This is a genomic window from Dysgonomonas massiliensis, assembly GCF_900240225.1.
In the GTDB taxonomy this organism is placed as follows: domain Bacteria; phylum Bacteroidota; class Bacteroidia; order Bacteroidales; family Dysgonomonadaceae; genus Dysgonomonas; species Dysgonomonas massiliensis.
Map to the genome: position 1 here is coordinate 114597 of NZ_OEPV01000001.1, position 22460 is coordinate 137056.

Annotated in this window: 24 protein-coding genes; 16 read left to right on the forward strand and 8 right to left on the reverse strand. The window is 39.9% G+C overall.

Annotated features, from left to right (window positions below; genetic code table 11):
- Positions 1–107: 107 nt before the first annotated feature.
- The 3 genes from C1A06_RS00545 (at position 108) to C1A06_RS00555 (ending at position 3773) form a co-directional block, all read left to right on the forward strand.
- Positions 108–1382, forward strand: a complete 1275-nt coding sequence (locus tag C1A06_RS00545; protein ID WP_101688269.1) for a uracil-xanthine permease family protein — start codon at positions 108–110, stop codon at positions 1380–1382.
- 65 nt (positions 1383–1447) lie between these two features.
- Positions 1448–2584 (forward strand): WG repeat-containing protein, encoded by a 1137-nt coding sequence (locus tag C1A06_RS00550; protein ID WP_101688270.1) that lies wholly within the window; start codon positions 1448–1450, stop codon positions 2582–2584.
- Between the two features lie 25 nt (positions 2585–2609).
- Entirely contained in the window at positions 2610–3773 is a 1164-nt protein-coding gene (locus C1A06_RS00555; protein ID WP_101688271.1) for a WG repeat-containing protein, read from the forward strand.
- Positions 3774–3876: 103 nt separating this feature from the next.
- On the opposite strand, the gene C1A06_RS00560 is transcribed toward C1A06_RS00555, so the two are convergent.
- Positions 3877–4362, reverse strand: a complete 486-nt coding sequence (locus C1A06_RS00560) for a BON domain-containing protein (protein ID WP_159461363.1) — start codon at positions 4360–4362, stop codon at positions 3877–3879.
- A gap of 182 nt (positions 4363–4544) precedes the next feature.
- Between C1A06_RS00560 and C1A06_RS00565 the strand changes: the two genes are divergently transcribed.
- The 5 genes from C1A06_RS00565 to C1A06_RS00585 all read left to right on the forward strand — a co-directional run bounded on the left by C1A06_RS00565 (position 4545) and on the right by C1A06_RS00585 (position 10561).
- Positions 4545–5090 carry a hypothetical protein gene (locus C1A06_RS00565; RefSeq protein WP_245871975.1) on the forward strand — a complete coding sequence of 182 codons (546 nt, stop codon included), beginning with the start codon at positions 4545–4547 and terminating at the stop codon, positions 5088–5090.
- On the forward strand, positions 5090–5542 hold the full coding sequence (locus C1A06_RS00570) for a hypothetical protein (protein WP_101688273.1): 453 nt from the start codon (positions 5090–5092) through the stop codon (positions 5540–5542). Before C1A06_RS00565 ends, C1A06_RS00570 begins: the two co-directional genes overlap by 1 nt.
- 21 nt (positions 5543–5563) lie before the next feature.
- Positions 5564–7954: a hypothetical protein gene (locus C1A06_RS00575; RefSeq protein WP_101688274.1), complete on the forward strand. Its 2391-nt coding sequence runs from the start codon at positions 5564–5566 to the stop codon at positions 7952–7954.
- A 218-nt stretch (positions 7955–8172) separates the two neighbouring features.
- Positions 8173–9876 (forward strand): tetratricopeptide repeat protein, encoded by a 1704-nt coding sequence (locus C1A06_RS00580; protein ID WP_101688275.1) that lies wholly within the window; start codon positions 8173–8175, stop codon positions 9874–9876.
- The gene (locus tag C1A06_RS00585; protein ID WP_221405669.1) at positions 9869–10561 is read left to right on the forward strand and encodes an NAD(P)H-binding protein; all 693 of its coding nucleotides are present in this window, start codon (positions 9869–9871) and stop codon (positions 10559–10561) included. Before C1A06_RS00580 ends, C1A06_RS00585 begins: the two co-directional genes overlap by 8 nt.
- 4 nt (positions 10562–10565) lie before the next feature.
- Here C1A06_RS00585 and C1A06_RS00590 read toward each other — a convergent pair whose 3' ends face one another.
- A complete protein-coding gene (locus C1A06_RS00590) occupies positions 10566–11357 on the reverse strand; it encodes a DUF3575 domain-containing protein (protein WP_101688276.1) in 792 nt (263 codons plus the stop codon).
- A 14-nt stretch (positions 11358–11371) separates the two neighbouring features.
- Entirely contained in the window at positions 11372–11905 is a 534-nt protein-coding gene (locus C1A06_RS00595) for a DUF5034 domain-containing protein (protein WP_101688277.1), read from the reverse strand.
- A 172-nt stretch (positions 11906–12077) separates the two neighbouring features.
- Between C1A06_RS00595 and C1A06_RS00600 the strand changes: the two genes are divergently transcribed.
- The 3 genes from C1A06_RS00600 (at position 12078) to C1A06_RS00610 (ending at position 14768) form a co-directional block, all read left to right on the forward strand.
- Entirely contained in the window at positions 12078–13214 is a 1137-nt protein-coding gene (locus C1A06_RS00600) for a universal stress protein (RefSeq protein ID WP_101688278.1), read from the forward strand.
- A 53-nt stretch (positions 13215–13267) separates the two neighbouring features.
- Positions 13268–13960 (forward strand): hypothetical protein, encoded by a 693-nt coding sequence (locus C1A06_RS00605; RefSeq protein ID WP_101688279.1) that lies wholly within the window; start codon positions 13268–13270, stop codon positions 13958–13960.
- 79 nt (positions 13961–14039) lie between these two features.
- A complete protein-coding gene (locus C1A06_RS00610; protein ID WP_101688280.1) occupies positions 14040–14768 on the forward strand; it encodes a histidine phosphatase family protein in 729 nt (242 codons plus the stop codon).
- Here C1A06_RS00610 and C1A06_RS00615 read toward each other — a convergent pair.
- Positions 14765–15208, reverse strand: coding sequence for a hypothetical protein (locus C1A06_RS00615; protein ID WP_101688281.1), 444 nt, complete (start codon positions 15206–15208; stop codon positions 14765–14767). The genes C1A06_RS00610 and C1A06_RS00615 overlap by 4 nt on opposite strands.
- A gap of 179 nt (positions 15209–15387) precedes the next feature.
- Here C1A06_RS00615 and C1A06_RS00620 point away from each other — a divergent pair, with 179 nt between their 5' ends.
- The 4 genes from C1A06_RS00620 to C1A06_RS00635 all read left to right on the forward strand — a co-directional run bounded on the left by C1A06_RS00620 (position 15388) and on the right by C1A06_RS00635 (position 18118).
- A complete protein-coding gene (locus C1A06_RS00620) occupies positions 15388–15849 on the forward strand; it encodes a TonB family protein (RefSeq protein WP_159461364.1) in 462 nt (153 codons plus the stop codon).
- 15 nt (positions 15850–15864) lie between these two features.
- Complete coding sequence (locus C1A06_RS00625; RefSeq protein ID WP_101688283.1) at positions 15865–16566, forward strand: TonB family protein; 702 nt, start codon at positions 15865–15867, stop codon at positions 16564–16566.
- A gap of 10 nt (positions 16567–16576) precedes the next feature.
- Positions 16577–17284 (forward strand): energy transducer TonB, encoded by a 708-nt coding sequence (locus tag C1A06_RS00630; RefSeq protein ID WP_101688284.1) that lies wholly within the window; start codon positions 16577–16579, stop codon positions 17282–17284.
- Positions 17285–17410: 126 nt separating this feature from the next.
- Entirely contained in the window at positions 17411–18118 is a 708-nt protein-coding gene (locus C1A06_RS00635; RefSeq protein WP_101688285.1) for an energy transducer TonB, read from the forward strand.
- On the opposite strand, the gene C1A06_RS00640 is transcribed toward C1A06_RS00635, so the two are convergent.
- The 3 genes from C1A06_RS00640 to C1A06_RS00650 all read right to left on the reverse strand — a co-directional run bounded on the left by C1A06_RS00640 (position 18105) and on the right by C1A06_RS00650 (position 20773).
- Entirely contained in the window at positions 18105–19106 is a 1002-nt protein-coding gene (locus C1A06_RS00640; RefSeq protein ID WP_101688286.1) for a hypothetical protein, read from the reverse strand. The genes C1A06_RS00635 and C1A06_RS00640 overlap by 14 nt on opposite strands.
- Before the next feature lie 9 nt (positions 19107–19115).
- Positions 19116–20219 (reverse strand): UDP-galactopyranose mutase, encoded by a 1104-nt coding sequence (glf, locus tag C1A06_RS00645; protein ID WP_101688287.1) that lies wholly within the window; start codon positions 20217–20219, stop codon positions 19116–19118.
- 113 nt (positions 20220–20332) lie between these two features.
- Positions 20333–20773: a hypothetical protein gene (locus C1A06_RS00650; protein WP_101688288.1), complete on the reverse strand. Its 441-nt coding sequence runs from the start codon at positions 20771–20773 to the stop codon at positions 20333–20335.
- A 219-nt stretch (positions 20774–20992) separates the two neighbouring features.
- On the opposite strand from C1A06_RS00650, the gene C1A06_RS00655 reads away from it, so the two are divergent.
- On the forward strand, positions 20993–21484 hold the full coding sequence (locus tag C1A06_RS00655; RefSeq protein WP_101688289.1) for a hypothetical protein: 492 nt from the start codon (positions 20993–20995) through the stop codon (positions 21482–21484).
- A 115-nt stretch (positions 21485–21599) separates the two neighbouring features.
- Here C1A06_RS00655 and C1A06_RS00660 read toward each other — a convergent pair whose 3' ends face one another.
- Positions 21600–22433 (reverse strand): hypothetical protein, encoded by an 834-nt coding sequence (locus C1A06_RS00660; protein WP_101688290.1) that lies wholly within the window; start codon positions 22431–22433, stop codon positions 21600–21602.
- Positions 22434–22460 lie beyond the last annotated feature (27 nt).

The window sequence follows — 22460 nt, forward strand, 5'->3', positions numbered from 1 at the left end:
TTTATCGAGTCTTGCGTAAAGGTATAAATTTTGTTTTACAAACAAATATCCTTTGTTCCGATTTCTTTTTTGTAACTTACGTAGTTATAATACAAAAGTGGAAAACCATGTTATACGGATTAGATGATAAGCTAGGCAGACGCGATATGTTGCTCTATGGTCTGCAATGGTTTTCGGTAACCATTCCTTCGTTGATTATTTTGTCGGGGATAGTTGCCGGAATGTATTTTGACGATGCGGCTCTCGTGACCGTTTATCTGCAAAAATGTTTCCTCGTCAGTGGACTGGCTCTGATTGTTCAGATCGTTTGGGGGCATCGCATGCCCATTGTCATTGGTCCATCCTCCATACTGTTGATCGGACTGGCTTCGACGCAAAGCTTATCGCCCGAAGCTTCATTTACGACCATCGCTCTGGGTGGTGGAGCAATGTTTTTGTTATCATTCAGCCGTATATTTCACTCGTTGCAGAAGATTTTCACTTCGCGCGTTATTGTCGTTACCTTACTTTTGGTGGGTATCGGCATGATGCCCATGATCATCGGATTGGCTAAAGGAGTGAACGGAGCAGCTATGTTTAATATCGTTTTTGCTCTGGTGCTGGCTTTTCTGCTTATTCTGCTGAATAATTTTCTGAAAGGTTTTGGCAAATCGCTGGTTATCATGATCGGGCTGATTGTTGGCTCGGTAGCCTATTTTCTGATGCAAGGAGTGCCCGATGTAGCTACTGCCGAAGGCTATAGCTGGAGTCTGTTGTTCGATAATTTCTTCATCAAGCCCGAGTTCGATCTGTCGGCTATAATTGCCTTTTCGTTCTGTTTCTTGGCATTGATGATCAATGAACTGGGATCGATTCAGGCAACGGGCGGATTCATCCGAGCCGATAATATTGGCGATCGTTGTCAGAAAGGTGTCCGCGTAAGTGGCTTTTTCAATGCTATATCGGGATTGACGGGACAAGTTGGTTTACTTAACTTCTCGCTCAGTCCGGGTGTAATTGCGGCTACTCGCAACGCTTCGCGCTATCCGTTGCTGGTAACGGGAGCAATGCTGATCTTATGCGCAGCAATTCCGCAGTTTTTGTTTATTTTTTCGTATATTCCTACCGTTGTGATGGGCGCAATGATGCTCTATCTGATGGGAATACAGATTGGTGCAGGTTTTCAGATGATGGTTGCCGACAAGGTTGTAACAGCTTTCAATACCATGATTACGGTTAGTTTTCCTATCCTGATAGGCATATTCGTATCCTTTGCCCCTGCCGAATTCAAGGCGGCAGTTCCGCCGTTGTTGCAGCCCGTGCTGACAAATGGTTTTGTGATGGGAATCATTGCCGTACTGTTGCTCGACAATATTTTGTGTCGTGGCGTTGATGCGAAATAGACTGAGTTGTGTATCTTAGTTGCTGTAAACAGATTCTGATATTTAGACCCATTATATGAAATAGTATGAAAAAGATTTTCAATATCATATCGCTGATTGCAGCATTGCTACTAAGTTCGTGTACATCTTCGAAATATTCGGTCAAAGATTTTTCGGCCGATTATCCGTTGACTAATATGAATGGTCGCTATTGGGGTGGTGAAGGATATCGGTCTTTCAAGTCGGCAATTTCGAAACAAACATACGATAAGTTGTATATCGTTGAATCTGTAGAATTGGATTTCGATGGTAAAGAGCATTTGACTGTAAGGCTTTACGATACAGAAAACGATCTTATAGCGACCGAAATATTCAAAGGCAAGATCAAGAAAAATTATTTTCAATTTTATCACACAAACAAGCTTATTCCCATACCTGGTGTCTTCTTCCTTGAAAAAGACAGAATTCGTATTGGTCTCGAGCATAACGATAAATTACTGGTACACTCATATTATGATTCTTTTGGTTGGTTTTTTATCATGGTTGGAGGACACAATGAAGATTATTCTATCACGCCAGAGCTGCTTGATGAATACGCATGGTCTGAAAAAGGCTATAAAAGTATAAGAGAGGGCAGCAAGCTGGGTATGGCTGACAGTCTGGGAAATACAGTGCTTCAACCTCAGTACGATTTGATATTGCCTCCCGACGACAATGGGAGAATACGAGTAAAGAAAGGTACTAAATGGGCATTGTGCGACACTTTGGGTAATATGAAAACCGAATTTGTTTATTCTAAAATAAGCGGTATATATGAGAGTACGTTCTACAACGTAAGTCGGAAAGATACAAACGGAAAGTGGCAGTATGGTCGTATCGATCAGGATGGGAAGGTATTGTTTGATTGTATTTACGATCAGATTGTAGAAAATTACCATAGTAGTATCTTGTGCCTTAGAAAAGATAGTCTATATGCTTTTGCAATGCCTGATGGCCGTTTTCTGACACCTTTCGTATTCCGTCAAGGAACTTTCAATGGCTATTGGGCAAAAGAAGGAGAATTGAGAGGTATATATGGAACATTGGAAGTTGATTATAAAGGCAAGAAATATTTCTTGAAAACCGATGGAAAAATGTATCTTCGAATCAAGAAAAATATTTTCACTCCGGCTACATTCGATCATCAGATATGGATAGATGGCAGTACGCTCACTCTCGATTAGTTAGGGGTGATAAGTTTAAGAATTTATGAGACATTCTGTATTTATAACAATCATAGCACTGCTTCTGCTGACAGGTTGCAACAGTTCGAGGCTACCAATTACCGATTTCTCGGCAAGTTATCCGCTTACCGATCTCAATGGACGTTATTGGAGCGGTGTGACCGGTAGTTCGCGCGGAAATCTGGCTTATGCTTTCAATAAGCATAATTTCGAACCTTGGCTCTATAAGGTCGAAGCGGTCGACCTTTATTTCAATGGCAAAGACAGCCTATATGTAGAATTTTATGATCCCGAAAATGAATTGCTGAAATCGAGAGCCTTTCGCGGAGAAAAGAAAGGTCCGTATTTCGAGATCTATTTCAAAAAAAGACTGGTACCTATTCCTGCCGCTTTTTTCAGAAAGAGTGATCGAATAAGGATTGGAATCGACGACGAGAAAAAGCTTGTCATACACAATTGGTACGACTCATTCACGTGGCTGATCGTCATCATCGGCGGATTCAACGAAGACTACAGCGACTCAACGCCCAAACAGAGCGATTGGATATACAGCTATCAAGGAGTGCGAAACTTCAAAGTCGGCGATCGTTGGGGCTGTATAAACAGTCGGGGCGATACCATCATTGCTCCCGAATACGATATGCTTTTTCCGTTCGATGTGAATAATAATATCTATGTCAAGAAAGGGCACAAATGGGCATTGGCCGATACTACCGGACGATTCCTTACTCCTTTCGTTTTCAGTAAAATATATGCACCCGATACCGACAATCAGGCTGTTTACAGAGTTACGCAGAAGATCACTAATGAAGATTGGAAATTCGGATACATAGACAAGTATGGCAGACAATGGCTCGATTGTGTTTACGACGAAATAGTTGATCTTAACGCTGCTTGTAAAATGATTAGACAAGGTAACCTTTATGGTATGGCAACTTATGAAGAAGGAATTATTATTCCCGTCAAATTTCGTAAAGGTGCTATCAGTAAATACCTCGAGACAGAAGTGATGACTGTTGACAAAAAAGTTTTCCCTCGTAGGGTAGTGCAGGTCAAATATAGAGGGAAATATTACTATATTGACGATCAAGGAAATATGTATCCTCAGGTACGTAAATTTCTGGCTTTCCCTCGCATCGATACTTCTACTCGCTTGGATGTACACCAGATAGAACCCGATATTGATTGATCTGATTTATTGTATTTAATATCATATGTTTAGCAATAAAAAGGACCCGGCAATCTCGGGTCCTTCTTATTCTTTTTAATTGATCTTTCGATCTTTCGATCAATTATTTCTTTTCTTCAACAGTAACGTTATTAGTCAATTTAGCAACTTTAATTTGGTTTGCGATTGCCGAAATTTTCTTCACGTCTTTGTCTGTTGGTACTGTTCCGTCGAAAGTAACTTCCTGATTCAATACTGTAGCTTTTACATTTGCGTAGTTACTAGCTTTCAAAACACCTTCGATAGCGTTAAGAAGGTCTTGGTCAACTTTAGAAAGGATTGGAGTAGATGGAACAACTTCCAGTTGGTTAACAACACTCTTGATACCTTCGATAACTTTAACCTTTTCTTCAATAGATGTTTTGATTTCTTCTGTTTCTACTGGTCCTGAAAGTGTAGCGATACCACGATTTACAGATACGCTAGAAGTAGGAGAGTTTTCAAGAAGTACTTCTTTAGCTGCTGATTCTAATTCCAAATCGCTTGGAGCACATGAGTAGAACATGAAACTTGCAAGTAAAATTCCTAGACAAACAAGATACTTTTTCATAGTTACAACGTTTTTTGTATTATAAATAATATTAAAATAATGATTGGGCATTATTACATTCAAATATACAACTTTTATTACTAAAAAAGCAAAAAAAGATTAATTTAATCAGGCTTTCTCTCATTTGATTGTTAAATATGTGGCAAAAATGTTTTTCGAGTTATCTATATTCCAAAAGGACTATGATGATTTCTTCGCTAATCGACATTTTTTGCACACAAGCACGTGAGCATAAGTCAATTAAATCTTTCTTTTACAATCGAAGTTACGAACTGGGGACTGGCCGCGAAGCGCATCCATTGCTTTGGCTCGAAGATCCTATCTATGGTCGTAACGAAGGTAATGTATTCGTCAATGCTGTCAATTTCAGTGTTTTGTTCGTTCCTTCCGATGAAGATTCTATTTTCGAACTGCAGAACCTTGCATTTTCGGTAGGACTGAATATCATCGAACGTATCAAGCATCAGGACAATGGTCTGAGTGTGCGTCCCGATTGGTCGTTTGTTACGCTTCGCGATTATTACGACAATGGTGCTTGCGGATGTCGTTTTTCGGTCAATCTGGTGCAGGCCAATATGCAGAATCTTTGTTTGATAGACGAGCAATTCGATGCTGATGCGCAATTCGAAAAGGAAAGTCTATTGCCCGAATTTGCTTCGAACGGTACTGAGGGGCAGACAGTTTTTGTGAACAAACTTCCCGAATTCAATCTTAAAACTTCCCGCTGATGTCATACAAAGCATTATATCGGGCTGGCGAAGTGATTACTTCCGAAATGGTTGCTTTGGCACAGCGTGCCATCGGCGAAGCATTGGGCAAGGAGGGTAGTAGCAGTCGTTTGGCCGATTCGCTACTGACTGAAATTGATCTGTCGGGCGACTCGCTTGTTATTAAACTACTGATGGATAACTATGTCGGTTATATCGATCGGGGACGTAAACCTCGCTCAGATAAATTAGTGCCCATCGACGAACTTCGCGATTGGGCGCTGGAAAAGGGCATCGATGTCGATAATGGTACACTCTATGCAATTTCGCAGGCAATTTGGCGCGACGGCATTGCTCCGCGTCCCATTCTGTCGAAGATAGAGGAGTATGCCGATAGGGCTTTCGACGAACGATGGGCCGATCTGTTGATGGATGCTCTGATAGACGATCTTACAACGTATTTTAATCAATAACATAAACAAAATCAATTTCGTATGGGATATTTCGTGAAAGGAAAAGAAATAGCAAAAATCAGTCCGAAGGCTCGCTCAGTATCATTGTCGGCAAGTCCTAATTATGTTCAGTTCGAATCGAAAGAATCGACTACCCTTTTAGATGATTCAACGTGCTTTGAAATAGATTTGTATTTAGATCAAAATAGTATATTTTCAAATCCTGATTTTAGCATTAATGTAAATCATCGAGAGAAATCTGGTGCTGCGGGTTTTGTCATCGGTAATGAAACCATGGATTTTAGACAAGAATATATAATTCGTATTGATAGTCAGGAAGATGGATTATTAACTGAGAAATTTCCGAATGATATTATTTTATATAAGAATGACGTTTCTTATGGTATAAAATCATTTGCCAATAGGTTACGGGAAAATACATTTGTTAGTGAGAATTATATTATAACAGAGTGTGATAGATTTGTAAATATAAAAGCTAAAGAGGCTGGTAAAAAGTATGCTCTTGACATATTGGAGGCGTATTTTTACGTGATATTTTGGGATATATCGACTGGAGAGCCATTAGGACCTTTTAAAATAGGTACAAAGACAATGGTGTATCCAGTATCTGAAGTTGAAGGTATTCTATTCGTAAATCAACCATCATTTTTCTCACTTAGTATCAATGCCGACAAGGGATACGACTTTTTTGATGCTAAAAATTCTGCTTTAGGAGAACATTCTACTGTCATACCTCTAAACAAAGGCAATGATCTTAATTTTTTACTTGATTATATTACAAAATCGAAAATACGAATCAATCCTTATACAGCTTACTTCAAAGAAGATAATGGCAATATCTACCGATTTGTAAACTATACGCGCTTTGCCATCAAAGACAAAGTAAAAGGCATTGAACGTTGGTTTCAGGGTATCGATCCCATTATGAAGCTATCGGGAGCTTACGAAACAAGTGACTATACATACGAATTGTCTGAAGACCCGATACAGACTGCGCAAAATCTGAAAGAAGCCTTGCTTAGATGTCCATATGTGCGCGACAATTTTAAAGTTTCGTCGCCCATCAATCTAGATGAGAATACTGGTTTTGTAGAACAATCGGCAGTTGTAAATCTTGAGTCGCTGTCTGCCGGAAAACGTTTCAATTTCGAGATCGTTCTCAATAAAGAGAAAACAGATGACAATGACGCTGAATATGACGAATATAAAAAACGCTTCGATAGCTTTGCGCTGATCAAACTTCCCGATTATGATTCCGTAAACCCCGATACGATAAACGAAGGAGCCGAAGCCTGCGAAATTCAGATAGATATGTATGCCGATACGGGATTGTTTCTGGGGCAGGATGACAGACCCGATGCAGATGATCTGGGATCGTATGTTACCACATTGACGAAAACTTATTTCAATCAACCCGTTTGGTTCGATCTGAATTCTATTCAGACCAAGAAATATAAACCGCCTTTCGGTGCGATAGATAGCGAGAGCGAACTACAGAAAAGCGACGCCGGAGTTTGGTTCGATGCTGCAACCTATTCCGATCGCCGATTCGTAGCCAAACGAGTAACTTCTGCTATGAGCGAAAGCTTTTATTATTCGCCCGTATTGTATACGCTGACGGGCTACGAGCGTAATTTGGATCAGAACGATATCGAAAAATATGTGTACGACATGTCGGCGGCAGTCGCTCCGGATAAATTGGTTCAGCCATTGACGCTGCAACCCGATCTGTCGCATGTGAGAGGACAGATACAGTATTTCAATTTCGTACTGAAAGATCGTGATCACACAAATAATCAGTCCAATCTTGGCCTCGAATACGAGTTGCTAAGCCAATCAGGAGCATTGCTCGATACAGTGACCGATCATCAGCAAGCTGCATCGCAATTGAATGTCGTAAATACTATAGCACTCGATATCGATCGTTTTGCAGATCAGTATGCCAATCTGGGAATAGTACGTGTTCGTTTATGCCGCGATGGTCAGCGAGTTAGCGAACCTCTGACATTGAATATTCAGCCTTCATATCTGTATCGTGTCCACGATTTTGTATTTCTCAATTCGCTGGGCGGATGGTCGTCGTTCAATTTTGGCGATCAGGATCAACTGGATTTCAAAACAACTTCGACTACGTTTTTCCGCAATCAGACACCATCCAGTACGCGATCGAGCAGCATCGAGACGGTTTATTCCAAAGCCGTCGAAGAACGTTTCGTTGTACGTACTCAACCCATAACACTGGCTACGGCCGATTGGCTGAAAGAAATAAGTACTTCGATAGCCGTCTTCGAGCGCAAGAGCCAACGATATGTAGTAGTTGATGAACTGAATGTGAAATATACATCGCAGGATAATTTTGTGCGCCTAGAAATGAAATATCATTATTCAGATAGTTTTAATGCACAATATTAATGCTTTTTAGAGTGTTTAAAAAACACTCTAAAATTTATTGCTAGTCTGATGCAAGATTGTTTAAAATACTTATATTTGTAGGCAAGCAGATAAATAAATTAGTATTAGCAAGCAATGGAAATCAAAAAATAATATATTGAAAAGGTTTGAGACCGGTCATCTGTCTCAAGCCTTTTTTTGTAATTGGAATTTTTTAAACTACACACTTCACTCGGAATATGCCCAAACTATATTCTATCCTGTTTGTCGCAATAGCTTGTCTGATTGGCACGCTTGTCATATCATGTGGTGATGATAATGATGCTGACTCTTCGCTGATGAAAGTAAACGAAATGATCGAACTTCATCCTGCCGAAGCTCTGGAGATACTGAACACAATTGAAGATCCCGAATCGCTGAATAAAGATCTATACATGAAGTATGTCGTTTTCAATTCGCTAGCACAGCTAATGAATGACAAACCAATTCCCGAAGGCAACGAATTGATAGAAGCACGCGCATATTTTCATAAGAAGAAAGATTGGCAGGTTACTGCAATGGCAAACTATCTGATTGGTAGTCGTTTTCAGCAAGATGATAATTATGTGCAGTCGTTGAGATGGTTTTACGAAGCAGCTCATTACGCCGAAAAGAGTGGTTTAGACAAGCTTATGGGAAAAGCTCTATACCGAATCAGTTATGCTTACTTCGAACAAGGCGTATACTCCGAAGCTGCTCGGCAAAGCAAACAAGCTCTTTCCTACTTCGAACATATCCCAAATAGCGAAGATGATATTATGACTTCGCTGAGCATGATAGGATTGTGGCATTACAAGACCAATCAGCTGGATAGCGCTTTGGTGTGGTATAAAGAAGGTTTGGACGTAGCCCTCAGCGTGAACGATACCGCGTCGGAAGCCCGATTCAGAGCGTTTATCGGTACTGTATTAGGTACACAAGGTGAAACCGAAAAAGCCCTTCCTTATTTGGATGAGGCTATAACCGAGGCTAGAACTACCGAAGATTCGTTGTTGGTTTATAAAGGATTTCTCCAAACCTATAATGCTCAAAATAAAGTTAGAGAAGCAACTCCCTATGCCAGGATCTTATCGCGTAGATTATCCGATATGAAAATTAAATCGCGACAGCGCGAAACAATACGCGAATTGTCGCGTTATTACGAGCGGGCAGGCGATTTAGCCTCGGCTCTGATATACCGCAAAGTGGTAGCAGATCTGTATGCAAAGATGGAGCTGGAAAAAAGTGCCGAAGATTTTTTGACCATCAAAGAGGATTACGACCTCTCGCTGAAAAATATGGATATGGAAAATCAGCGTTTGTGGTATCTTACGCTTATCGTTTCCATTCTGTTTGTCAGCTTCATCATAGCTGTGATGTTCTATCTGCGGATGCGTGCAATAGATTTCAAAAACGATGAAAAAGAACGCGAACACAAGTTGTTAGAAGAACGTGTTGAAAACTTCGAATATTTACGATCGATGTATAAAGGTACACTCGTGCGTCTGATGCAGATGGATAAACGTGTGCAGGATATGATAGACGAATCGCAAAAGACAGAAAACGAAGTACCCGTTGTGTATCAGGAAATGCAATCGTTGATAAAAGGTCTGCGCCGAAACTCGGGATATCATTATGTGCGCATTGCCGAAGATTATATCAAGAAACAGCCTAATGGCGAGGATTTTTCGAAAATATTGGATCGATCTAATAAAATTATTTTCATGCTATGTACTCTTCGATACAATCAGAGCGAAATAGCTTCGATTGTAGGAATGACCCGTAAGAGTGTTATGATGCGCCGTTACGATATACGCAACAGCCTGATCAAATTTGGTGTTCCAGAGAAAAAAGCGAATGAAATAATTTTCTTCGATCAAGAAAAGGTAGGAAAGAAGAAAAAAACGAACGATGAACATGAGTAATGATATGCCGATATCAGCTACACAGAAAGCTCTGGTAATAGGTGCTACGGGATTGGTAGGACGCAATCTGGTTGATCTGCTGCTGAAAGATGCTGCATATTCCGAAATCGCAGTTTTTGTGCGCCGATCTACTGGTATCATTCATCCAAAATTGACTGAATACATAGTTGACTTTGATAGTCCTGATGACTGGAGCGACAAATTGCAAGGCGATGTATTGTTCTCGGCAATGGGAACTACCATCAAGCGTGCCGAAAGCCAAGCAGCCCAGTATCGCGTCGATTACGATTATCAGTATAATACAGCCCGATTGGCCGCTGCCAATGGTGTGGCAAACTATGTTCTGGTATCGGCCATGAATGCCAATCCGCGCTCGCCAATCTTCTATTCGCAAATGAAAGGCAAGTTGGAAATCGCTGTTCAGAAGTTACCTTTTCGTACCATTACGCTGATTCGCCCCGGACTGCTGTATGGCGAACGCGATCATTCGCGTTTTGGCGAGGAAATGATGTACACAATTATCAGTGGATTGAATAAGATAGGTTTACTCCGAAAAATGCGGCCTATCCACGGACGCGAGGTTGCGCAAGCCATGATTGTCGCAGCAGCTACAGCCGAAGGAACGAAATCGTACACAGGATACGAATTGTTCGACTTGAGCGCACAATACGGATGTAAATTATAAAAGTCTAGTGATTTTTAAAAACAAAACCTATGCGAACCATCACATCGAGGGTGCTGGATAGTTTTCCTTTGTGAATCTCTACTTCTTCTGTGTAATTTTCCCTATCATCTTCGTTTTTCCACCATGTCTCTTTGCGAAGTTTTAATCCGGATCTCTTGAGCGTTTGTTGATAATTGATACCCGCCCCAATGAAAAATTTGTCCTTGAGAAGATAATAATTGATATTCACTCCGGCATTTAGATATGGTACGTACGAATAACTATCTTCAAAGCTAATTCTATTCTCGTATATCTGATAACTTCCCTTTTCTTTAGCCGTGAAATAATAATCATCCTGCGCGAATAACAATACACCGACACCCATACGAGGTTCTACCGACCATCGCTTGAATTTAAACCGATAAGCCATACCAATGCCAACCCCAGCCATATCACTGTCGAAATCCTTGTAAAGACTCTTTATATAAAACAGTTCAGGATTGTATCCTCCAACTATCGTTGCAGTTTCCAATAGGGAATTGTTATCGGCTTTCCTATTGTCCGTTGCATACGAAAGATCGAGTAGAATTCTCCAGCCTTTCATCAGAGGTATGTTTAGTGATGAGCTGAACAGCAAATAGTTCTCATTTTCGGAAAAACCTTTGTATTTGCCCGAATAAGGGTTGATCATCTGCATTCTACTCCCAAAACTAAAGTCTATTTCCGTTTTTTCTCTTTTCGTATGTTGGGCAAAGCTGCTGAAACTTAATGCAAACCAGATGCAAAGTGTTGTAAGGATTGATATACTTGTTTTCATAGGTCAGATTTGTATTAATAGAGATCAACCTCTAATGTGGTAGCTTCTAAAACTTCATCCTCAAGATTATAGCACACCCTAAATTGATATTTACCCGGATTTTCGGGCTGGGTTGTCATTACCAGATAATCAATTGCTATATCGGACTCATCTATTCGTCCCGTTGGCAAAATTCCCCTGACAAATAATTTTGCAATATCGCTTCCTGCTGGATAGTCTGCATTGAAATCGCGATTACAGAATACTTCGATTGATACAAATTTTTGATTCTTGTGAGATTCTTCGAGTGTCTTTAGTCTCGTATCTTGACTTACACCCTCAGTTTTAGGATTGTCGCTAACCATGTAAAGTAGAGCGATTGCGTAGGCTTTCATGCTGATAGATGTATTACTCTCAACGGGTTCTGCACCCGACATATCTATGTTTTGGACCTCTATCTGATGTAGATAGACTGGTTTTGTTCGCCAATTATAATCCTCGCCCGGACATGAAGTCATGCCCAACAGTAAGGCTATGGCTATGGCGATCTGAGTAAATCTTGTTTTCATATCGTGTTTTGTATTAGATGGTATTTAGGCTTTTATATAGTAATAAGATGCAAAAGGTCTCTGTATTGCTGCAAATATAGGTATATTTTTATACAAAAAGTTAAAATCCGAAACATTGGCAATTGTCTGATATTTTTTGTAAATTTGAGATGAACCCCAAAAAGTAGACGACATGGAGGAAAAATTAGTAACGCTAGCTACACATACAAATAAAAAGGCTCTGATTCTGAAAGATCTTCTCGAAAGACATAACATTCAAGTAACTATAGATACACTGGATGGTAAAGATCCGTCCGAAATAGCGACAAGCGTGCGTGTTCGTGTGCGCGAAGCCGATCTGTCGAAAGCTTTGATGCTGGTCGAAAGCGAACGCCTTTTCAGTTACGATGACGAAAATACCTATTTGGTAGATGATGGTCATCCGAGGATATTGGTTCCGGTCGATTTTTCCGACTATTCACTCAATGCCTGTCGTATAGCTTTCGGAGTAGCCAAAGAACACAATGCCAAGGTCAAAATTCTGAATGTGTTTTACAATCCTTACTATCCTATGGCATTGCCATTGGCCGAGACATTCTACAAGACCGAGGAAGAAGATCGCAAGTCGCGCGATATACTGAGCCGAGTTCAGGATCAGATGAAAAACCTGTTGTCAGCTATCGATAAAGAAACAGCCGAAGGAAAAATTCCATCGGTCAATTACTCATATTCGTTGCGCGAAGGAACAGCCGACGAAGAAATTGCCGAATACTGTAAATCGTATAAGCCGCATCTGATAGTGATGGGTACAAAGGGTAGCGACCACAACGAGGTAAATGCTTTGGGTAGTGTTACGGCAAACGTGATAGACATGACGGATATACCCGTACTGACCATCCCGAAATATACGGAATATACCGAAGCGGCTAACATGAAGCATGTTGTTTTCTGTACTAATTTCAGTCAGCGCGATCTGATTACATTTGATCTGCTTATTAATTTTATCAATGGCAAGAAACGCAGTCCGAAGATAACTTTACTCCATTTCGATCAGAAAAGAAAAGAACGCGTGTTGGGCGAAGAAAAATTAGCCAAAATAAGAGAATATTTCGATACGCGGTATCCTACTTTCGATATCTCGGTGAAAATGATCAATACCGAAGATATGTTCGAAAGTATGTCTCGTTTTATAGAAGACGAAGATGTAAATCTGGTAGCCATAAATTCAAGCCGTCGCAACTTATTTGTGCGAATATTTGTACCTAGTGTTTCTCGGAAAATTCTGGCTCGGAGCAAAGCACCGATGCTGGTATTGCGCGCGTCCAAATGAGGTTAATCATAGGGAAACGATTGTATAGATAAGGTTTAAATGCAGATTCAAAGATGAATAAAATATATATAATTGTTTTTATATGCTGTCTTGTACTGTCGTCTTGTGGATGTGGCCCTACATTCTTGTACAATTGGCGTCCCAAGCCATGGATACATCCTCATGTTGCAGATACTCACACGGGGTTAGATACTTTGTTGAATATTGACGGATACTATGTGTCGTTAATAACAGACACATTGCGTAGTAAAGAAAGTTCGACCTCAGATACTGATTTAGATTCAAGTGCTCTTGTATTGAAACAAAGGTACCATTCTGTATTATTTTATGATAACGGACTTTGTTCTTCATTGAATACCAGAGAAGCTTTTTCTGATGCTACTGTAATGAAATCAACTTTAGATACACTGTATAGTAATCAAAGCTTTGAAAATGTTTATTATAAAGAGTATAATACTTCTTGGGGTACTTATGAGGTTCATAACGATACAATAAAAGCCTATTTTATAGAAAACCTTTTAGGTTGTGATGGGACTCGTAAAAATATAGTGGCGAACACTTATTTAATATCAGACGATAGAAAATTGAAGCAAATCTATGCTTCTAACTCGAACAAATTTTATGGTTATACAAAAACTCTTGATATACCATATGCTACATTTTATTCGATAGCGAATAAGAGAGATAGCACTGAATGCCCATATCTGATAAAGAAATGGTTTTATAAAAAAGACAAAGTCAAATGATATAACTTGGGTTTGATATAATATCTTTGTGGGCTGAAACAGACAATGAAAATTCAATCTTTTTTGAAAAAATAAGCATATGAGTCAAAAACTTACGTTTTATATAGTTCGTCACGGAAAAACATTGATGAACACATTAGATCGTGTACAAGGATGGTGCGATTCGCCCCTTACACGCGAAGGAATAGAGATGGCACGTCATCTGGGATACGGATTTGGCGACGATGTACGTTTCCGTTCGGCATATTGCAGCGATTTGCGTCGTACGCGTCAGACTGCTCAGCTGATATTGGGATCGAAAGGACAATCGGATATCGGTATCGAAGAATTTGCAGGTTTTCGCGAAGTGTGCTTCGGCAGCAGCGAGTCGTCTTACAACAAAGAAATGTGGGGACGAGCAGCTAAAGAGTTGGGCTATGAAAACTTACCCGACATGTTTGCCGATGTTTTGGTACAGAAACGTTCGTATGTCGAGATATTGAAAGTAATAAAGAGCTTCGATACGCTGGATATGGCTGAAGATTTCACGCAAGTAGAGGCTCGTACACAAGAACAATTGCACGAGATTGCACGCCGCGAGATTCAGAAAGGTTCGGGAAATATTCTGGTCGTAGCTCACGGAATGTGCATGATCTGTATGCTTTACAATATGGGTGGTAAAGAGCTGATGGGAGAGGGCATAGAAAATGCTTCGGTCTGTAAAGTTGAATACGAGGATGGCAAATTTACGGTACAATCGATGTTCGATCTGTCGTATCTGAACAAAGGTCGCGAGTTGGCTTTGCAAACGGCAGAAGTCCAGCTTTAATCTTTTAGCAACTTATCCAGAAAATCGTCGAACTGTTTACCAAAGTCTGAAACTACATTTGTTCCGATGAGGAACTCATCGTTTCCGGCTATGGTCAGCAGTTCTTCTATTACCTCCAGATTCTGGTCGGCAAAACATACCGAAAAAGGGTAATACTTCTCGAGCGAAGCAAAAGTATCTTCGCTATCCAGTTGACTGACTACTCCCAGCAGTATGGGCGAAATATCTTCGTCTGTCATATCAGTCGAATCTTTCCATTCTTCGAGAATCGTCTCGGCTATTTTACCCTCTTCGTCGTCATAAACACTTAACACACCACAATCCGTATCAACGGTGATGAATATATCGGTCAGCGAGCTGCCTTGATAATCGGTTGCAAGCTGTGCAATGGCCGATTCTATCGTGTCTTTTATCTGTTCGCGCGTTCTGTCGGAAGTCATATCTATTTTGTTTTTTTGTAGTGTGTATCAATTTCTGTAAATATAGTTTTTTTCTGAATCCTCTTTATGGAAAACGACTCTTATTTTCGTCTATATTGTAGATGAAAATTCGGAATACTATGAAAAAGTGCTATTTGTTATTTTTTTTATCAGCTATATGTGCTTGTATATCTGCGCAAATGAAGCAGGAAATCAAGATTGATTTTTCTGAGCAGGTTTACGTAGAATCTAAAAACTATAAACCTGAATTCAATCTCGCAGATTCTAAAGATTCTACAGAACAATGTGAATGGTCTCTGGAAAGAGGTATATTTATTCATCCACCTTTACCTAACTACCCAGGCGGAGAAGAGGCCATGTATCGATTTATAAGCAGTAATCTGCAATATCCTGAAGAATGTTTAAAAGATAGTCTCGAAGGTCGTGTAATAATTCGTTTACTGATCGATAAAGATGGACAAATAATGTGTGCGAAAGCTTTGCGCTCATTTCATCCAGCGGCTGAATCAGAAGCTATACGAGTAATAATGGCTATGCCCGATTGGGTACCTCCTCAAGGGGAATATCGAGATAGATCGGAATTCACTTTACCCATAGTCTTCAAATTGAAAAAGGATAAAAAAGGTGGTCTTTCAAAATAGTAAATATTGATACGTATGAAAAAGCTTATTTTACTGTCCATGCTATCTGTTTTATGTACTTGTGCTAATGCACAATTACTTTCAGTGTTTGAAGAACCATTGATGATGGCCGAGAAAATGCCGTCTTTCCCTGATGGAGACTCGTTGATGTGGAAATTTATTGACGAACGAATTTTTTATCCTTGGGCAGGCGACTCTATCAAAGGACGGGTAATCGTGCGTTTTGTGGTGCATCCTTCTGGCGATATCAATGATGTCGTAATATTGCGAGGGCTCCAACCTATAGCAGATAGTATTGCTGTCAGCATTGTGCGGCAAATGCCACGATGGATTCCGGGGGAACAAAAAGGAAAGATTGTTCCAGTGTATTTTATACTTCCTATTACATTTAATCCGGCGAAGATCCCTTCCGAAAAGAAACCGTCGTTTAACTGTACAATGGCTCGTTTTCCGAATGGTAATAAAGCTATGTATGAGTTTATTGCCGAAAATTTGGAATATCCTTATTCGGAAACTAGTGCTTCTGGAAAAATTGTAGTTAAATTTATTGTCGATGTCAATGGCAAAGTTTGGAATCCATTCATTTGGCAGTCTTTAGATCCGGCATTGGATGCCGAAGTTCTACGGGTTGTCAGCTTGATGCCCGATTGGATTGTACCGAAAACGAATACGGGTTGTTATCTCTTCACTCTACCAATTGTATTAAGACTTGAATAAATATAATATTATGAAAAAACTAGTATTATTGTTCATACTTTTGGCTGGCTTCCTGACGATCTGGGGACAATCAGCAGACGAAAACAAAGAAGATGTTTTTATATCCGATCCTACAATTATGCCCGCTTATCCGGGCGGCGAATCGGAAATGTATAAATTTATCAACGAACGTCTTTTTTATCCTTGGGCAGGCGACTCTGTCAAAGGACGGGTAATTGTCCGCTTTCGTGTCGATACGCTTGGCGATTTGCGTGACGTCGTGGTCTTACGTGGTATCAATCCCATAGCCGATAGTATTTCGGTAAGTATTGTGCGGCAAATGCCACGATGGAGCATAGGCACACGATACGGAAAACCATTGGATATTCTTTTTACACTTCCAATCGTTTTTGATCCGGTAAAAATACCTGCTGAAAAGAAAAAATCGCAGAGTGAAGTACTACCAGATTTCCCGGGTGGTCCTGCGGCGATGTATCAATATATTCGAAGAAAACTGAAAATTCCACATTCTGGATATCTTCAAACCGGACGAGTATTGGTCCGATTCATCGTAGATTCGGAAGGTAAAATATGGCATCCTCACATAGTTCATTCGACTGCTCCCGCTTTCGATGCCGATGCTTTGCAGATTATTGGTTCGATGCCCGACTGGATAGTTCCCGAAGGCGATGTCGGATGTTACCTATATGCAGTGCCAGTAATTATAAATCATCATTGAACGATGGGTGAAAATGGCTGAAATAGGGCGATTTTCATTTATTCAGCATTTAATTTTCCGAAATAGATAAAAAATCGATATACTTGTATTAGAATCCAAGATACTCATGATAAAACGCAAACTAGTATGAAACAGTACTTCCTATTATTTATGTTATCTGTCTATTGTGCCGGTGTATTTGCACAGCTGAATAATGAAGATGATATGTCATCCGTAGAAGTCGATAAAATGCCCTTTTTTCTAGGTGGCGAGGATGAAATGAATCGCTTTATCGGCGAACGTCTTTTTTATCCTTGGAAAGGCGATTCTATCCGAGGACAAGTGACTTGTCGTTTTGTAGTGACCAAGTTTGGCGATATCGAAGATATTGAAGTAATTGAAAGTCTCAATCTATTGGCCGATAGTATAACCGTGAATATATTGCGCGATATGCCACGCTGGATAGCTGCAACAAAGAATGGTGTTCCCGTATCAGCCCCGATGGAGTTGTCTGTTAAGTTTGATCCCGAAAGAATACCAGCTGACAGAAAATTGTCGAAAACGGCTATTAAGCCAAGCTTTCCAGGAGGTACTAGAGCTTTGAGCAATTATATACTGAGAAATTTAGATTCACTAGATATCTTGCCGCAAGATGATTTTGCATCACGTATTATGCTAAAATTTATAATCGATTCGGAAGGTAAAATCTATCATCCGCATATTCTAAAATCTTTCGATCCGATCTTAGAAGCCAAAGTCCTAGAGATTGTACGCCAAATGCCCAAGTGGATAGTTCCCGAAGGTGATAGAGGTTGTTATTTGTATACACTACCCATCAGTATCAGATTGCAATAAGCCCGAAAACCTGATCAATATCTTTCGAGAACTTATCTTCCGACTCAAGAATTTCTTTGCGATACGCAGCATATTGGCTGATGTGTGAGTCGTAATCGTTCATCATCGATTCGATAGTAGATATGATGGCAGGAATATTCTCTACTTTATCCTGAAATTTATATGCCGGACTGATATTTACGTCCTCGAAAGCGGCAGAACCTTTTTGACCCGTGATGACGCAGCATTGCATCAATGCAGCTTCGCGCGGAATGCGGTCTTTGCCCGGATGATCGCCAAAATCGATATATACTTTAGCTCGAGCCAGCAGGTCTTTCACTTGCTCAGGAGTCATGTTCTGTATGGCTACCCATCGCAGTTGAGGTGATCGCGTGATGATTTCTTTGGTAAAAGCATAGCCTTTCAGCGGATTGTAGGCAACTATATTCTCTTTATTCGACACATCTACCAACTCGGCATCGGTGATGAACACATTGTTGATATAGTCCGAAAGATACAGCGAATCAATTCCCGCTTTGCTCAGATGATCCTTTGCATATAGCGACTGAACCAGATGATATGCAAATCGTTGTTTGAGTGCCTTGTTGAGGCAATATTTCTGTACCGCACCGAATTTCAGTAAGCGGAAAATAATATTGTAGGGTAGAAACGTAAACTGACTTTTCAGGAAAGTAGGGTAGAAGTTGTCGACACTCAGCCACCAGATGCATTTGCGTATGCGGCGAAGTTCGAAATATACCGTAACCAATCCTTCGGGAAAGATGATCAGGTTATTCTCATTGTCATCAATCTCGGTCGCGTATTTCGTTCCGTACTTCACAAAATTAGGATGTACCGGATTCTCTGTCTGAGGCACATAATACATCCGGGCATCTACACCTTTACGAGTAAGATGATGCGCCAGCTGATGCATCAGTTCGGGGCCGCCCGAGGCTCTGGCCGATGGGCATACCAGATACACGATCGAAGTATCGGTCAGTTTTATCATTTTCTGTCTTTATTCAAAGTTTTCGACTACTTCTAAGGCTTCGGCTATCACATGATCCATATCCATGTATTTGTAGGTAGCCAATCGTCCGAGGAATGTGAAGTAGTTAAGCCTTTTCACTTCTTTCTGATATTTTTCCAGGCGTTTCATGTCTTTATCCAATCGAATCGGATAATAAGGAACATCGTCTTCGGTTGTTTCTTTGCTGAATTCTTTCATATACACGGTCTTCTCGTGTTCTTCCCACGGTGCAAAGTGTTTGTGCTCGTGGATACGCGTATATGGCACGGTCACATCGGCATAGTTGATTACGGCATTTCCTTGGAAATCGCCATCGGCTTCGTATCGTTCGAAGTAAACCGTGCGATAGCCCAAAGGTCCATATTTGTAACCGAAGAATTCGTCGATAGGTCCGGTATAGAATACATGATCGAAAGAAGTGGTATCGAAATGGTCATCGAATTTAGTATCGACTTTCACTTCTATATTAGGCGAATCCAGCATCTTTTCGAAGATGGCTGTGTATCCGTCTTTGGGTATCCCCTGATAAGGGTGCATGTAATAGTTATCGTTGTAATTGAAGCGCACGGGTAATCGTTTTAGGATAGATGCCGGTAGTTCGCGCGGCTCCAATCCCCATTGCTTTTTGGTGTATCCGTAGAAAAATGCTTTATACAGATCAGGTCCGATAAACTTGATAGCTTGCTCTTCGAAGTTGCGCGGTTCTAAGATATCTTTATCCGAAATACTTTCGATAAATTCGCGTGCTTCGGCCGGCGAAAGCGCTTTGCCGTAAAACTGATTGATCGTATGCAGGTTGATAGGCAGAGAATATACTTTGCCTTCGTAGATTGTTTTCACACGATTGGTGAAAGGCATCATTTCGCAAAACTGGCAGATATAATCCCATACTTTTTGTATGTCGGTATTGAAAATATGTGGTCCATAGGTGTGTACCATTACTCCGGTTGCTGCATCGCGCTCCGAATGACAATTGCCTCCTATGTGTGGGCGCTCGTCTACTACAAGTACTTTGCAATTACCTCTGGCAGCCAATCGTTCGGCCACTACTGCTCCGGCGAATCCCGCTCCTACAACTAAATATTTTTTCATGCGCTGTTCTGTAATAATAATCAAATATAAGGATTGTATTTGAATTTGTGCTTTAAAGCAGCAAAAAACTGGTGGAATAGCTAAGCTGTGGTTTTGTGCAGTGCAAATATTTTTTAAAACAGTCCGTCGAATATATCCAGTATGTCATCAACAACGCTATACTTGGCTCCCGTAGGATCTTCGCCCGATATGGTAATGAGTCGTTCGTTTGTAGCAGATTCTGCATCCGCATAATAGATATAGAAAGGAGTATATCGGCGGATAGGATAGAACGCATTTTCATTATCTAATTCATTGACGATATCTTCCAAACGGGCATATATCGTGTGTCTGTCTAGATCGGCTGTATCCTCCCAAGGAGAAATCTCATGTGTTAAAATCGTAATTTCTTCATCGGTCTCCTGATCTATCCGATAGATACAAATCTCATCCTGAGATTCATTGAAGCTGATGTACAGAGCCGCAAGTATCAATCCTTCGTAATTGTCGTCGATCTGTTGTACGGCTTTCACGATCGAACGTTTGATGTCTTGTCGGGTATCTGTTGTTGGCATATTGTAAGCAATTTAAGCGAATATAGTGTGTTTTCCGCCGAAATAAAAGATTTTAATGTGTTAAAGATACTTTTTATGTGTTTTAGAACATCTGTTTTTTATTTGATCGCTCGTCGATTTATCGTATTTTAGATAAAATATCCAAAGTTTAACAATCTTAAGTTTACGACTATGAAGAAATTTTTTAATCTTTTTATCCTTCTATTGATAACCGTAATAATGGTAGGGGGTAATGGTGTGTGCGTAATAGACTCGCCTATAACACATAATGGAGATGTTGAAGCCGAAAAAGTTATTGTTACTGAAAGCTATATACTTTCCCAAGATTGGCTAGGCCCTCCTCAAATAGATAATAGATCAACATCTTTACCTACTTACTTGAAATATGGTGAAACTTATAATATAGAAACCCCTCAAATTAATGGTAATCCAACAAGTGTAAGATGGTTTAAGGAAACAGCATCGGATTATAATGGACTTTATGATTTGCAGGATATGGGCATGAATGGTTGTGTTATTACTGCAAGATCTGTTGGTGCAATTTGCGTGATATTAGAAGCTAGTAATTCTTATGGTACCACTCAAGCAAAATATCTTTTTTACATTAAAAAAGATGGAGTACCTGGTGGAAGCACAGGTGGTGGTGACGGAGGATCCGGTGGTGGGAATTCCGAAAGAAAAGATAGACCAGATGGTCCAGAAAGTAGGTAAGGTATGAATATGGTATAGGTGAAAATTTTATAGATAAACCGAGTTCATTTTAATAACAGATAAAAAACTCCCGATGCGTAGCTGCTCGGGAGTTTTCTTGTATGTATAGCTATAATTATTTTTTGAGTTCTTTGTAGCTGATTTTGTAGTTTAGTGTTTCTACTATTTTTGAGGTTGCTACATCAAATTCTTCTTGTTTTCTTTCGATAGGATATTCTTTTCCATTTCCTAAATCTTCAAATTTAGAAGTATAAGTAGTTTTGTATCTTGCACTTTCGCCTTCAAAAACAATCCTTTCTATTTCATGATATTGAGGATAGTAGTATTCTAAGTAGGCAAAAAACCATTGTGGCATGTTGACATCAGTTACAAAGCCATTCTTCTTTTCATAGCTTGTAATTGTATATTCATTCGAACCAGACTCTCGTACTGTAGCCGTGAGTTTTTTATCATCATATGTGATTGTAATAGTTTCGGCTATTTCATCATTCAGATAAGTTTCTTTTTTAATCAATCGATCCTTATCGTCTAATGTAAGAACTTCTCGATGTTTACTTCCTGAATGAGTAGATATTATTTCTACCTTTTTATCAGAATATGTAAACTGTCCGGTATATCCTCTATAATCGTGTTCGTTGCTTTCGTAGCTAATTAATTTACCATCAGTGTCGTATTTGTAATTAGAGTATCTGTCTGGATTTTTGTCGCTTTCAGATGGATTTATAATTTTTGTAATCCTAGCTTGATCATCGTATTCTGTTTTAAATGATACGACAAATTGCTTGTTCTCACCCCAGTCTCCCTCTATCTGACTGTAAAGATATAATGTATTATTTTCGGGGTTAGTTGGTTTTGGATCAGTACCATCGTTGTCGTCATCGCTACAAGCTGCCAGACCCAGAGTTAAAATACATGTAAGTAAAATGTAAAATAATTTGTTTAATCTCATGATTTACGTGTTAAGTTAATGAATATG